This window comes from Salinicola rhizosphaerae (assembly GCF_014652715.1).
GTDB classification, from domain to species: domain Bacteria; phylum Pseudomonadota; class Gammaproteobacteria; order Pseudomonadales; family Halomonadaceae; genus Salinicola; species Salinicola rhizosphaerae.
The window spans coordinates 4,478-18,345 of the sequence record NZ_BMZI01000006.1 but is presented as its reverse complement, the minus strand read 5'-3'; the positions used below and the strand labels follow the sequence as shown (position 1 = coordinate 18,345).

The 13,868-nt window shown below is 56.8% G+C and carries 16 protein-coding genes; 11 read left to right on the top strand and 5 right to left on the bottom strand.

Going from position 1 to position 13,868, the window contains the following annotated elements:
* Positions 1–1,503: a conjugal transfer protein TraG N-terminal domain-containing protein gene (locus tag IE125_RS13440; RefSeq protein ID WP_189445200.1), complete on the top strand. Its 1,503-nt coding sequence runs from the start codon at positions 1–3 to the stop codon at positions 1,501–1,503.
* Between the two features lie 29 nt (positions 1,504–1,532).
* Here the strand turns inward: IE125_RS13440 and IE125_RS13435 are convergent, their stop codons facing one another.
* A complete protein-coding gene (locus tag IE125_RS13435) occupies positions 1,533–1,874 on the bottom strand; it encodes a hypothetical protein (RefSeq protein ID WP_189445199.1) in 342 nt (113 codons plus the stop codon).
* 160 nt (positions 1,875–2,034) lie between these two features.
* Between IE125_RS13435 and IE125_RS13430 the strand changes: the two genes are divergently transcribed.
* Positions 2,035–2,463 (top strand): DUF2384 domain-containing protein, encoded by a 429-nt coding sequence (locus IE125_RS13430; protein WP_189445198.1) that lies wholly within the window; start codon positions 2,035–2,037, stop codon positions 2,461–2,463.
* Positions 2,460–2,978: an RES family NAD+ phosphorylase gene (locus tag IE125_RS13425; protein WP_308430146.1), complete on the top strand. Its 519-nt coding sequence runs from the start codon at positions 2,460–2,462 to the stop codon at positions 2,976–2,978. Before IE125_RS13430 ends, IE125_RS13425 begins: the two co-directional genes overlap by 4 nt.
* Before the next feature lie 302 nt (positions 2,979–3,280).
* Here the strand turns inward: IE125_RS13425 and IE125_RS13420 are convergent, their stop codons facing one another.
* The 4 genes from IE125_RS13420 to IE125_RS13405 all read right to left on the bottom strand — a co-directional run bounded on the left by IE125_RS13420 (position 3,281) and on the right by IE125_RS13405 (position 5,927).
* Positions 3,281–4,102: a hypothetical protein gene (locus IE125_RS13420; protein ID WP_189445197.1), complete on the bottom strand. Its 822-nt coding sequence runs from the start codon at positions 4,100–4,102 to the stop codon at positions 3,281–3,283.
* Positions 4,103–4,214: 112 nt separating this feature from the next.
* Entirely contained in the window at positions 4,215–4,679 is a 465-nt protein-coding gene (locus tag IE125_RS13415) for a GIY-YIG nuclease family protein (RefSeq protein WP_189445196.1), read from the bottom strand.
* A 165-nt stretch (positions 4,680–4,844) separates the two neighbouring features.
* Positions 4,845–5,441, bottom strand: coding sequence for a hypothetical protein (locus tag IE125_RS13410; protein WP_189445195.1), 597 nt, complete (start codon positions 5,439–5,441; stop codon positions 4,845–4,847).
* A 162-nt stretch (positions 5,442–5,603) separates the two neighbouring features.
* A complete protein-coding gene (locus IE125_RS13405) occupies positions 5,604–5,927 on the bottom strand; it encodes a hypothetical protein (protein ID WP_189445194.1) in 324 nt (107 codons plus the stop codon).
* Positions 5,928–6,590: 663 nt separating this feature from the next.
* Between IE125_RS13405 and IE125_RS13400 the strand changes: the two genes are divergently transcribed.
* From IE125_RS13400 to IE125_RS13365, 8 genes are all read left to right on the top strand, one after another.
* Positions 6,591–7,127: a hypothetical protein gene (locus tag IE125_RS13400; RefSeq protein ID WP_189445193.1), complete on the top strand. Its 537-nt coding sequence runs from the start codon at positions 6,591–6,593 to the stop codon at positions 7,125–7,127.
* Between the two features lie 85 nt (positions 7,128–7,212).
* Positions 7,213–7,611 (top strand): hypothetical protein, encoded by a 399-nt coding sequence (locus IE125_RS13395; RefSeq protein WP_189445192.1) that lies wholly within the window; start codon positions 7,213–7,215, stop codon positions 7,609–7,611.
* Between the two features lie 112 nt (positions 7,612–7,723).
* Positions 7,724–8,875, top strand: a complete 1,152-nt coding sequence (locus tag IE125_RS13390) for a DUF3275 family protein (protein ID WP_189445191.1) — start codon at positions 7,724–7,726, stop codon at positions 8,873–8,875.
* 15 nt (positions 8,876–8,890) lie between these two features.
* The gene (locus tag IE125_RS13385; protein WP_229809118.1) at positions 8,891–9,169 is read left to right on the top strand and encodes a hypothetical protein; all 279 of its coding nucleotides are present in this window, start codon (positions 8,891–8,893) and stop codon (positions 9,167–9,169) included.
* A 74-nt stretch (positions 9,170–9,243) separates the two neighbouring features.
* Complete coding sequence (locus IE125_RS13380) at positions 9,244–9,840, top strand: hypothetical protein (RefSeq protein WP_189445190.1); 597 nt, start codon at positions 9,244–9,246, stop codon at positions 9,838–9,840.
* Between the two features lie 15 nt (positions 9,841–9,855).
* Positions 9,856–11,034 (top strand): DUF6094 domain-containing protein, encoded by a 1,179-nt coding sequence (locus IE125_RS13375; protein ID WP_189445189.1) that lies wholly within the window; start codon positions 9,856–9,858, stop codon positions 11,032–11,034.
* 91 nt (positions 11,035–11,125) lie between these two features.
* On the top strand, positions 11,126–13,351 hold the full coding sequence (locus IE125_RS13370) for an SNF2-related protein (RefSeq protein ID WP_189445188.1): 2,226 nt from the start codon (positions 11,126–11,128) through the stop codon (positions 13,349–13,351).
* Positions 13,352–13,637: 286 nt separating this feature from the next.
* Positions 13,638–13,868: Lrp/AsnC family transcriptional regulator (locus IE125_RS13365; RefSeq protein WP_189445500.1), on the top strand; the 231-nt coding region annotated here is incomplete at its 3' end.

Genomic DNA, 13,868 nt, shown 5'->3' with positions numbered 1-13,868 from the left:
ATGGCGACGTTTGCGGTCAATGACTACATGGAAGGCACCATGCTCACCCTGGGGTGGGTAGTGAACAACGGCATCTGGGATGCACTGACCTCGACCGGCATTGCGGTGGTCCCGTTCATCGCGCTCGTCGCCGGCGAGTGGTTCCGGGCACGTCAGGAAGGGGATGACGAGGGGAACAAGGGCGTCCTTTCGCTTAACCGGATCGAGTCTCGGCTCTACGTCATGCTTCTGGTGCTTGCCTTCACCTGCGTGCCCGTTTTCACCCTCAACGTGAATCCGGTGAATGTGAACCAGGAGCACGCCGATCAATGCGGTACGGTCATGATGTCGTCCGGCCAGTGGGGCGAGTCGACCATGACCTCGATCGACGGCCAGCAGCCGAAAGTGCCCATGTGGTGGGCGCTGACCCACTCGATCTCCAAGGGGATCACCAACGTCGCGGTTTCGAAGATTCCCTGTTCCACTGACTATCAATCCGTGCGCACCGCCCTCGATCTGACCTCGATCTCGGACCCTGGCCTCAAGCGCGAGGTGGGTGAGTTCCAGCTCGCTTGTTTCGGGCCGGCCCGCAACAAGCTGTTCCAGAGTGGCACGACACTGGATCAGGCAGCGAGCGAAGACGTTGACTGGATCGGATCGGATTACTTCCTCGACACCGGTGGGTACTACGATAGCTTCTACGCGCCCCGTCCAATGCCGGGCTTTCCCTACCAGGCGAGCCGGGATCAAGCACGCCCCAGCACCGGGCCCGGGCAACCGGGATACCCGAGCTGCCGAGAGTGGTGGAACGATGACGCCGCAGGCCTCGCCTCTCGACTCAAAAATCAGGTCGATACGTCGCTTTGGTCGCGGATGCAGAGCTTTTTCCCAACCGGGTCCTCCGCCGAGGAGTACATGATTCGTCGCATGGTGAGCCCTCGTTCGGGCGCGGCCAACGGCAACACCGAACAGGCGTCGATCGGCTATCGCAGTCTGGACGGCGGAATTACGGATGACGTCTCGTCGGCCGCTGCCATGGTCGGGAATGCTCTCGGCACCATCCCGTTCCAGGCGGGCATGGATAGCCTGAGACAGTCGCTGCCCATGATTCAGGGCATCATGCTGATGGCCATCATCATCTGCCTGCCGTTCGTTTCGGTAGCCTCGGGCTACTCGGTGAAGGTCGCGGGTCTCGCGATGTTTGGCCTGTTCGGACTGTTCTTCCTGACGTTCTGGTGGGAGCTGGCCAGATGGCTCGACTCTCATCTGATCGATCTGATGTACGGCAGCGACGCCGCCAAGATGAGCTGGCTAGCCGGCGTGGAGAACGGCAATGACAAGATGGTGCTGCGGTTCGTGAACGGAATGATGTTCCTGGTGCTGCCAAGCATTTGGGTCGGCGTAATGGGATGGGCCGGCGCGGGTGCGGGTAATGCTGTTAGCTCAGGAATACAAGCAGGTTCTGGAGAGGCTAAGGCGGCAGGCAGTAAAGCGGCTAACAAAGTTCAGGATAAAGCAGTGTGATTTAGCAGGGCCGGCGTTGCCGGCCCTGTCTAGTCTTGGTCGAACACTTTGAAATTACCAGTGTAATAACCAGGACCGTCCAACCTGTCATAACGGAAATGAATCTCTTCCGTCGGAGCATCGTTGTGAGACGCGCCCTTCGTAGGACTGTTTACGGCGGCTGATTCTGCCAACGTCCGCAACAGTCCCTGAGACTCATTGGTCCCAAACAGCAGGGCAGACGTGAACGCTACCGAACCCTTGGCCAGCTTTCTTGCCTGGTCCTTGCCTCGGGGTTCAACGGTCGCGCGCGGCGCATTGTCGCTATGCCCCGCTCGAGTGCCGAACATCTCGCGTGCGTTATCGTTCCAGAGCAATTTTTTGAGACCCATTGGAGCCTCCATGGATAGAGTTGCTATAGCTCTACAGTAGCGCTGTCGCTGTTCCAGTGCAATTTGTCAGGAAAGCCACGGACCTGAATGATGGATCGGCGGGAAGCTGCTATGATGCATTTGTGATGCATTTATGTCGCAAAACGCCGAGGAGATTGCCATGGGTACCGAAGCCCTGCGTGAGCCTACCGAGCCGAGCGCCTACCGGGCACCGGATAGCTTTGACCGTTTTGTCGAGGATCTCAGGACGGCGGCGCGCCCCGGCGGCCAACCCATCATCAGCCCGCGCCTATTCGCCAGCGCTCTCAGCATGGACGTCCAGATGCTGGCCAGCCGTGCGCACGTTCATCGCACGACGATCGCTCGCGCGGCGGGTGCGGAAAAGCTCCAAACCTTTCTGCGCGATGCCATTCGCGTACTGGCAGCAGCGACCGATATCAATGGCAATTTCCACGATGCCTTGTTCTGGTTCCGCAACGAGCCTATCAGCACCTTCGATTACCAGACTGCGGAGCAGTTGGTCAGCGATGGGCGGAGCGAAGATCTGCTGCGTTACATCCGAGCCCTGCAGGCTGGGGTAGTCGGGTGATCAGGCTCGCACAGTTCACGTCGGTGACTTACCGCGTTCATGACCCCAAATGGTCATTCATGCCGACGAGCGGTGCAGGCGCGGGAGAGCACGGAGGAAGGTTGAACAGGGTAGGGTTGCCGGCGCTCTATCTAGCGCTTGATGAGGCTACGGCTATCGCAGAATACAAGCAGCTGTCTGCGCTCATGCCGCCCGGCTTGATCGTGAGCTATGAACTGGAGGTCACTGATTTAGTCGACTTCCGGCAGGGCTACAGTAGTGCCTGGGATCCCTTGTGGCAGGAACTCTACTGTGACTGGCGCCGTATCTGGTTCAACCAGCGGGTCGAGCCGCCGTCCTGGCTTATTGGTGATGCGATTCTTGAAAGCGGCGGCAAGGGTGCTCTCTTTCCTTCCCAAGCGAAGCCCGAGGGCACGAACCTGGTTCTTTTTACCGAAGCGCTGACCGACACGGATAGATTCGTTGCCTACGACCCTCATGGCCAACTACCGCGAGATTCCAGCTCCTGGACATAAGCCCTACTGAAAAAGGAAAAGCCTACAGCAAAAGGATAGGAAGGGAAGGGGGAGTAAGGGGAAGGGGGTTATCCGGTTGTTTGAACATGACAACCCCAAAGCGTCGGACGAGGGAAAGGGCCAAAGGGCGGCTCCACGGATAGTCGCTACTGAGTGCCTTCCAGTTTAGGTTGGCCAAGTGACTCAGGCTCACCTTAAGCGTCAGCTTTCGGCCATAAGCGGCCATTGAGAATTTTCTGATATATAACGCCCACCTTCAGCGGATCAGGCGCGTAAGCGACTGCGTCCGCTGGAAGGTGTTGCTAAATTGGAATATTCTTTGGTACTGCGCGTATACGTATAGGACACGCTGGATCTCGTTTACTTTCCGGAATTTCGGCAAATCCAATCATTTCTGGCAAACCCGACATTGTGATGCATATGACTAGCATATCCTCACAAAATTCAAGTATGTTATTTACCGTTGCTTGAAGATATTCAACGATGGGTTCTTTCGGCTCATCATTCAAGTGCCAACTTGGTGTTTCCAGGATTGGGTAATTGGGGTGGCTAGGCGGAACTAGAGTGATGTTATGAATGTGCAGATGACCAGAGTACCCTCCTGGGTGCTCCACAGCATTTCGCATTGAGACTATTTTTTTTATCCATAAATCATGATCCTGACGTAGAATCCGGACGAGTTCTGAGTCATCTCCAAATTCTTCTTCTGCCCATGCGACAATCCGGTCATACCGAGCCGAATCAAATTCTTTACCAAAGAATAGAGCGAATAATCTTGCCAGATCACGAAGCGATGATTTCGCACAGTAAAGAAATTGTTCAATTCTTTGATTCAAGCGAGTGACATGAGGAACCTTTACCACTCTACCAGCAGCTTGAGTTTTTATTCCTTCTTTTCCCAACCTGGTGTCTATTTCTAAAACTTCCCTCGTGATTTCTTGGGAAATCTGATCACACTCAAGCAATTGCTTTTGGACATGGTTATGAAAGAGCTCGAGGACAGATTTGTGTAACTCTTCGCCACCGGGACAAAACTTGACCAGCTGACTAGTCTGCACACTCAAACGAGCCACAATGGGATTGGCTGTTCCTTGATCTGAAACATTGGTGATCTGGAATGGCAACGTAGAAGCTCCTTTGAAATCTAACGCAAAGCACTCGGGGGACGAGCCGCGCAGCGGGTTGACGTCCCAGCGGTCTCAGGCTGAGAGTGATTCACATTGTTAGTCTTTTCCCCTAGAAAATCGGATAGCCACACCTTAAACAATTTTCTGAGCCTATAGCTGAATTGTAATGCACGCCACCTCCCGAGCCACACTGAGGACAGAACTCATCTATTTCAGTATCTAACCATTCCCAAGGGCCAAGGTATTCAGGTATCGCGTCTCTATCACAGCCCAGAAATTCTCCGACATTAGATTGAACACATATATAAGATGATGTACTTTCAGATTTTAGCTCCTCTAGAACATCACAAGGCTCAATTGAAAACCATTCCCCATTCAGTCGATAGGGCTCATATTTCCTATGCAGTCTTTTCTCAAGAAATGCATCCCCTTTTTCAAGCCATCCCATGATGGCTAATTTTCGAGAATTTCCCGTTTGCAACGTCCTAATTCTCTTTTCAGGATTTTTGCTGAATCCAATTTTTATTCTAAATTCATCATTATCTTCGTTTTCAACTATGAAGTATGTGTACATATCTAGTGCCTAACTGTTCAACACGGATAAACACGCATGCAGTATTTTCCGGAATGGCCGCTTAGGGTCGCTTTCGGCCGGAAGTGGACGTTCAGACAGAAGTAGATATAACGCCTGAATTAAGTCGCGCTGCGAATCGGCGTCGGCTTGAATGAATTGTTAAGTCTAAAAGTCGTATTCCTCATCCATTTCCCGCTTGACGATTCGACTGAATATTTCTTTCAGCTTGCCGTCGACATGAGATACAAACTCTTGGGATGTCATGCAGTACGCCAGATCGGGTGAGTCTTCATAGCGGATCTTTATGCGTGAAAAGTGCTCGCCACCGGCAATACATGTCAGCACTCTTGCATTCGAGGACGAAAGATAAGTTTCTCTATCTGTCGCTGATGATGCTTTGTCATATAGATCGAACCTCGATAGTATGGCGTTCTCGATTTCATCTGTGTTGAGCAGTGACATTTGATTGAAAGATGGCACTATCGATTGTCTCGAATCAAGCAGCAACTCGTACTCGTCGCTTTCTGGATTGACTCCGTTGCATACAACAGACGACGCAAATGCTAAGCACTCAAGCAAAATAGGTTCTTCGCCTGTAATGTTGACAAGCCGCTTATCTTTGGCCGCGATAATGTCAAAGTATTCTACCGCCAGCAGCGAGTATGAACTTGAAACGGCGGCTTTCATCGCCGCATCGATGCTCTGTTTGCGCAAGGTAGGGTGCGTGGTTTTTGGTCTGAACTCAAGCTGCTTCCAGACCACGTCCCATGACTCTTTGGCCGCTACAAATCGACGAAAGTGCGCTGGAGGCGGTGAATTCTTCTTGAAGATCATAGTGAGCCCAGATTGAGACCTAACGCCGTGCACAGCGGCGCGAGTTTACGAGTGTCCGGCGCCCGCCAGGGCGCGTACTGGTGCACACGGTTATGTGAGTTCGTTACCATGTACCTTTTGAACAATACCAAATTGCTCTTTTATAACAAAATTTTTATCCTGTGACCAAAAAATGTAGTCGGCCTCATTTATAGTCAGCAAATCAATCAATTCTAGCTCAACGTACTCATTCAGCTTCTTTAGGAATCCATTTAGGACTGCCTGAGGCATAAACTCTTCTTTTCCAAGGATGTTATCCTGTATTGCTTGGAGGTTCATCGCACGCTTGTCATCCTGCATGTACGTCAATGCATTATAGAATAGGTGCTCGCCTTTTAGCTCCACGCTTCGTGGCCTCATACTTGAAATGTCCATAAATTCTCCGCTAATAAGTCCACATGACAGGTATTAGACGAGCGCGCTCGTTTATTGACTTAACGCGCACGCGAGTTCAACAATGTTATGCTGCGCACTGTTTTCTCTATAACATACTGAAAAATTGACATATTAAGTATAGCTTGGCCATATAACACCAATCATAGCAGCCGGCTGCATAACACCGATGAGCGTGCAGGCAGCCTTTCCAATATGGCTGCTTTGGGTCGAAAGCGGCCCTAGCCGATGCGGCTCATCAGCCATTGCATCGTGGGGATGAGCCATCTCATGCTCATTGCTGAATGTTAGGAATGTAAATTAATGTTCTCTGAAGTTCTAGTCACTTCGACCATCGCATCGTTCCTAAGCTGTGCACGGTCTAGAGCCAGGGCAGGGCAGCGCTGCTTCGATTACTTGCTCTTGCAGCCTTGGATCCGGTCCGGCTATCCTCAGCGTGTAAGCCGCTTGTCACTGACGGTCATCAGTGATGCCTTTTGCCTTCGGGCAACTCCCGAAGCCGTTAACGCATCCCGAGAGACGGTGCTCACCTGAGCTGGATGCCACTTCCGAATATTCGGCTTTGCGCCGAACCACCCATCCGGGGAATCACTTTCCCCGGATGGGATGGTGTATCTCCCGGACCCGATCCACTGGAGCTGCACCATGAATCCTTTCCAAGGCTCTCGAGCCCTGCTGTTCTCCGTTCTGATTCCGCTCATGCTGCCACAGGTCATTCCTGATCCACTCCGCTGGATCTGGCTGACGCTAGTCGCCTTGGTGGTGTTAAAGCGCCTTGGCCTCATCAGCTTTGGCTTCGGCAGCGGTGCGGCCGGCAATGAGAATGCAGCGTCAGGTTCCGTCAAGACGGGATCAAACTCTCATCGCCGTGGCGCGACTCACCAGGGAGAGATCGTTGCTCATGGCAGCGCGCCCTATCAGTTCGATGAGGCCAACCGCCTCAGCTACTACATCACGTTGCGGCCCGAGCGTGGTGACGACAAGACCGTGTGGGGGATTGATCTCAAACGCGTGGCGCATGAGACCCCGCTGGCCGTTGGCGATGCCGTCGCGCTCGAGTTTCTCGGGCGTGAAGCGGTTGTGGTCAAGGAGCCGGTTCGCAATGACCAGGGCAAGGTGGTGGATCACCGTCAGGTGAACACACATCGCCATACCTGGAAGGCACACGTTCTGTCGGCATAAACCAAGCGGTATCCACCCCATGGGGAAGTTTCCTTCCCCACGGGGCGAGGTGCTTCCCCTTTTTTGTTCCCGAGGAGAAGCACCCATGAATCGCAGCACGCACAACGCCAACGTCCGTATCGATCTCACCGCCAAGGCGCAACGTCTAGGGCTTTGCCCCGATCGTCGCGACGTAATGGTGCAGATGGAGCAGCCCCTCATCAACGAGGTGGTCGCTCTCTTCGAGATGGCTGGCACATCGCATCCGGCGCTTGAGGATCTGCACTGGATCGAACGCCTCGATGCGTTTCTGGCGCAGGCTCGAGACGAGCTGATAACGGCGCCTGCAGGAAGCCGATCGCTCGATCTCGACATACCGGCACCGCATCGTTCTGGTGGCTTACTGCTACCGCTGTTCGTCGGTGTCCATGTCGAGCTGGAGCATCAGCTTGGCAAGCAGGCGCTGGTGTTCTCGCTGTCTGGACGTGATCGTCTGGCTGCCTGAACACACGCTATTCCACCTCCATAAGCCCGTTTCGACGGGCTTTTCTCTTCTACCCCGACCGGGATTCGCTCCCGGTGGGGGGCATCTCGGTCGTCATCATGAGGTTTCGACGATGGCCGACATCTATCAGGCGATCACCGATCGGATTCTGGACAGTCTCGAGCAGGGGCATCTCCCCGGTATCGGACAGCCCTGGGATCCGTCCCGCCGAACGCCACTCATACCCTGTAATGCCGTCTCCGGTCGCCAGTACAGCGGCATCAATGTGCCACTGCTCTGGGGCGAGGCCGAGGGTCGAGGATTTTCCCAGGACCGTTGGCTCACCTTTCGTCAGGCGAAAGAAGCCGGGGGTACGGTACGCAAGGGTGCGAAGAGCACGCTCGCGTGCTTCTACAAACCCATGAAGCGCGAGATCGTCGATGACGCCGGCGAGCCGGTACTCGACGACGAGGGCAACCCCAAGGAGAAGCACTTCGCGATACTGAGGGGCTTCAATCTGTTCAACGTGGATCAGTGTGACGGGCTGCCCGATGAGGTCACGAATCCGCCGGCGACGTCGGTCGAGGGATTCGACAGCGTAAGCGAGCTGGACGACTTCATCGACGGCTGTGGCATCAAGATCACGCACTCACTGGATCGCGAGATCGCAGGGTATTACCCCCGGCAGGACAGGGTGTTGATGCCCGCGAAGGAACGTTTTCACGACGCGGACAGTTACTACAGCGTGGCACTGCATGAACTCACCCATGCCACCGGGCACGAATCACGCCTGGCTCGCATCGGGATCACCGACCCCGAGCCGTTCGGTTCCGACCGCTACGCGCTCGAGGAGCTGGTCGCGCAGCTGGGCTCAGCCTATCTGTGCGGACACTTCGGTATTCGCAACGAGGCCTTCGACGCCGCCTACATCGCCAACTGGATCAGCGTGCTGCAGGCGGACAAGAAAGCCATCTTTCGCGCCACGGGCGCGGCACGTCTGGCAGCGGAATTCCTCAAGCAGACGCACGAGGAAAACCGCACGCCGGCATCGACCGATCAGCCGCTGAAGGAGAGCGCCGAGGCCAAGCCGAAGCGCCGACCGCAGGCGGATGATCAGGACATCGAGCTTTTCGGGCATCAATGGCCACTGGGCGACAGCGTCAAGCTGGATTCCACGGTCGATCGGGGTACTTTCCGTGCCCAGGTCACTCGCCTGAAGCAGATGGGTTATCAATTCGATGCCGCGACACAGACATGGACCTATTCGGCTGCTGCAGCGGCTTAAAACCTGGAGGACGTCATGTCGACCACTCACCCCATGGCGCCGGCGTTCTCGGCACTAACCGAGACCCGGCTCCACACGATCGAAGATCTGCTCGCCAACGATGAATCCTCATCAGATGAGGAGCTGATTGAGTTCTTCATCTCGGAGGGCATACCCGAAGCCTCGGCGCGGCAGGCACTGACCTATCGCGATCGATACCTCACCACGATCTACCTCGACGGGCACACCCCGATTCGTCTCGAGCGTGACGTCTGGCGTTACGACCCATACTCGCGTCGTTTCGTGCCGGCCTGATTCAACACTCAACCCCCGGGGGCGATGTCTGCCCCTGGGGGCAGCTCGTCCCCATCCTTGTCGATGGAGGCAGCATGTCACCTGAAACCCCACTCTGGCGTCTCGAGGAGGCACCGGAGCTTTTTCTGGATAGCTATGTCGCCGACGGCGATCGCGCGATCTTTCTGTCCCTGTGGGGGCGGGATACCGCCATTCACGAACTGATGGCCAAGCTGACCCTGCCGATCGCCGAAGGCGGCTGGACGGGGATCACGCTCCAACGAGACGGTCAGTCAGTCGCTCTACAGCTGGATCGTGAACGCCTGGCGAAACACACGACGCGGACCTATCGGCAGACACGGTTCGGCAGCCTGCTGAACCTCTGGCTGTTCGATCAACGCTGTCAGGATCCGGATCGCGCCAATCGTCAGTGCTACGCGATCTTCAACGAACGCGACTCGCGACAGGACAAGAGCGCGATGCTCTGGTCACGTCTGCGAGATCTTGCTGCGTTTCCGCTGCTGGATCACTGGCGACCCTCGGTCGTCCAACTGCTCCTCGAGCACGGAGCGATCCGCATGCTCGACCAGACGTCCGAACGCCTCTCCGGCGTCTGGATCGATCTCTCGCTGGCCAGCGTCCAGGACGCCATCGGTCAGCTCATCCACTCTGGCGATCTCGCCACGCAATGAACCTGGGAGGCCATCATGGCTCTGATGTTTCCACGCCTGGCGCGCAACTTCGCCAAGAACGGCTACTACCCGACCGACGAGGACACGATCGAACGTGCTCTTCAGGCATTGGGCACCTCGCACGACCAGCGGGTGCGCATTCTGGACCCGTGTGCCGGCGAAGGCCATGCGATCCTTGAAAGCGCCCACCGGCTGGGCCGGGGACGAACCGATGCCTACGGTATCGAGTACGATCTCGAGCGAGCGCGTCACATGCAGGGCTTGGTCGATGTCGGCATCCAGTCGGATCTAATGGATACCGTCATATCGCCGCGCTCGTTTGGCATGATGTTCTTCAATCCACCCTACGGCGATCTCGTCAGCGAGACCGGCGGGAGCAAGGGATACGCGGGCAAAGGCCGGCAGCGGCTGGAAAAGTTTTTCTACCAGCGCTGTGTTCACCTGCTGCAGTACGGCGGGATCCTGGTGATGATCGTGCCGCACTACGTCTTCGACGATGAGCTATCGAGCTGGGTCAGCCAACACTTCGATCGCGTCACGGCGTTCGAGGCCGCGGTCGATACGTTCAAGCAGGTCGTCGTCTTCGGCGTTCGCACAAAGCGTAATGCACTACTGGCCAACGACAGGACCAAACCCAACAGGAAGATGTTGCAGCAAATCGGACTGGGAGAATTCAAGCCCGAGCCGCTGCCCGAGATCTGGTGTGATGGTCTGTATGACGTGCCGCCGGCGATCGGTAACACACCTCACTGCTACCGCATGTCGCTGGAACCCGAGCAGTTGGGGCAGGAAATCGATCAGTTGGGCGGACTATGGCCCGACTTCAACCTCGCGTTCTGGACCGATGGAGCCACGCAGCGACGTCCGCTGCGCCGGCTTTCCAGCTGGCACCTCGCGCTGTCCCTGGCAGCAGGAGGCATATCGGGCATCGTGACCTCGCGGTCGGGGCGTCAACTGGTTGTGAAGGGCGATACCTTCAAGGAGAAGTCCTCGAAGGTCGAGTTCGACGAGGACGCCGACGGCAACGTCAGCGAGCGTCGAATTCTGACCGATCGTTTCGTGCCAGCCATCATGGCCTGGGACGTCACGCCTGGTTCTCCCGACAAGGGGCGACTGTTCAAGATCACCTCGACGCCGGCACTGGATGCGCCGGCACCATCTGAATCGACCGCCTCGGACGCCGAGACGGCATAACCACCACGCACGCTCATGGAGCGTGCCAACCCCTACGGGCAGAACATTGCCCGTAGGGGGCGTGTTCTGCCCGTTTTCATTGGAGACGGACATGAACATGCCCTGCACAGCACCGGATAATGTCATCGCGCTCAACGATTTTATCGATGAGTTCGGCGACGGCCTTCTGGATACGCTCAACCAAACCCACCCCCCGGTCTACGACGGCCGAGGGAACCCGGCGCGACAGGCGGTGATGAACGCGCTGGCACGCCAGCCGTTTGAAGCACAGGCAGATGTTGTTCACGCGATCTGCGCGCTGCTGCTGGACCAGAACGAGCGTGCCGGCGTAATCAACGCCGAGATGGGGACCGGCAAGACGATGATGGCGATCGCCGTCGCCGCCGTTATGGCGACCGAAGGCTATCGTCGATCGCTGATCGTCTCGCCGCCGCACCTGGTCTACAAGTGGCGGCGAGAGATCCTCGAGACGGTGCCCGAAGCTCGGGTCTGGGTTCTCAATGGACCGGACACGCTGGCGAAATTACTCAAGCTGCGCGAGCAGTTGGGGCAGCCAGACGATGGCCGGCCGGAATTCTTCGTGCTGGGTCGTGTACGGATGCGGATGGGGTTTCACTGGGTACCGGTGGCGACTCCCAGGCGCACGCTGTCCGGCCGCTTCGCGGCGTGTCCGGATTGCGGCCGCATGATCCTCGACAACGACAATGAGCCGATCCGGTTCGAGTCGTTCCAGCAGACCGAGCGTCAGCAGGCGTGCGCGGGATGCGGTGGCCAGCTCTGGACACTCATACGACAGCGGCAGCCCGAAGGGGATGCCCAGCGTCGTTCGGTGCTCAAGGCGCTGCAGCGCATTCCCACCATCGGCAAGGTGACGTCCGAGAAGCTGATCGACCAGTTTGGCGAGGGATTTCTCTCGTCGATGCTGGCCGACAATGTGCACGAGTTCATCAACCTGATGGACGAGAACGGCGACCTGGTGTTCAACGATCGACAGGCGACGAGGATGGAGCGGGCGATGGCCAACATTGAGTTCGGCTTCGGTGAAGGCGGTTTCCAGCCGAGCGAGTTCATAAAGCGCTATCTGCCGGACCAATTCTTCGACCTGCTGATCGTCGACGAGGGGCATGAGTATAAGAACGCGGGGTCGGCCCAGGGCCAGGCCATGGGCGTACTGGCAGCGAAGGCACGCAGGACGCTGTTGTTGACCGGCACGCTGATGGGCGGCTACGCCGACGACCTGTTCTATCTGCTCTTCCGGATCCTGACACCGGTGATGATCGAAGACGGCTATCGTCCCCAGCGCAATTCACTGGGTGCGGCGTCCATGGCCTTCATGCGCGAGCACGGTGTCCTCAAGGACATCTATTCGGAGCGTGAGGGCGCTGGACACAAGACGGCGAAGGGGCGGAAAACCTCGGTGCGCACGGTGAAGGCACCGGGTTTCGGCCCCAAGGGCATCCTGCGCTACGTGTTGCCCTTCACGGTCTTCCTCAAGCTCAAGGATATCGGCGGCGATGTTCTGCCGCCCTATGACGAGGAGTTCGTGGAAGTCCCGATGTCGTCTGCTCAGGCCAGTGCCTATGACAAGCTCTCTGGAGAGCTGACACAGGCGCTGAGAGAAGCGCTGGCACACAAGGACACCACGCTTCTGGGTGTGGTGCTCAATGTGCTGCTGGCGTGGCCTGACTGCTGTTTTCGACCGGAAGCGGTCAAGCACCCGCGTTCGCGGGCACTGATCAGCTTCGCCAAGTCGATTTTCGACGAAGCGTCGACGATGCCGAAGGAGGACGAGCTGGTCGAGCTATGCCGATCGGAGAAGGCCCAGGGCCGCAAGGTGCTGGTCTACTCCACCTACACCGGCAAGCGCGATACCACGAGTCGCCTGAAGCGCGTGCTCGAGCAAGAGGGCCTCAAAGTGGCCGTGTTGCGCTCGAGCGTCGACACCAGTCGGCGGGAAGACTGGATCGCGGATCAAGTTGAGAAGGGGATCGATGTCCTGGTCACCAACCCGGAGCTGGTCAAGACTGGCTTGGATCTTCTCGACTTCCCGACGATCGTGTTCATGCAGACCGGCTGGAACGTCTACACCCTGCAGCAGGCCGCGCGGCGCTCCTGGCGTATCGGTCAGCATCGGGCAGTTCGGGTGGTGTTCTTCGGCTACGCCGAGACGTCACAAATAGCCTGTCTGCGGTTGATGGCGGCCAAGATCGCCGTGGCGCAGAGCACGTCAGGGGACATCCCCGAGTCAGGGCTCGATGCGCTCAACAGCGATGGTGAGTCTGTAGAAATGGAACTGGCCCGTCAGCTGGTCGCGTGACGACCAGGTTCACCCCAACCCCTCTTCGGAGGGGTTTTTTAGTAGTGCGCCAAGCATGGCGCGCAGCGCCTTCGGGCGCTGTTCCCGAGGGTGGTTGTAGTGGAGGGGCAGGCAACCTCGCCGATATTCTGGTTCCGTGTTGTATTTTGGGGTTTTGCTCAGAGACTCAGGCAGGGCATGGTTTCACGCTCAGGAAATCATCTATTTGGTATGCTACTCATGCTGCTTAGTACGCTGTGACCAATTTGAGGTTAGCGAATCATCGGCTCGAATGGAAAAATGACTGATGGGCAAGGAGTTGCAGAACGAAGCTGAGGAAAGCCCCAAGCCTACCGTTGGCAGCTTCGCATACAGTGTAGATCATAAAGATTTAGCTTTGGTTAATCTGCTGCGTGATGATGCTCGACGCTCTTACGCTGAGCTAGGGGGGACAATTGGGCTGTCCGCTGACGCTGTTCGTACGCGGTTGAATCGGTTGATTAGTACAGGGTACGTCAGGCTCGTTACTCTGGTAGAC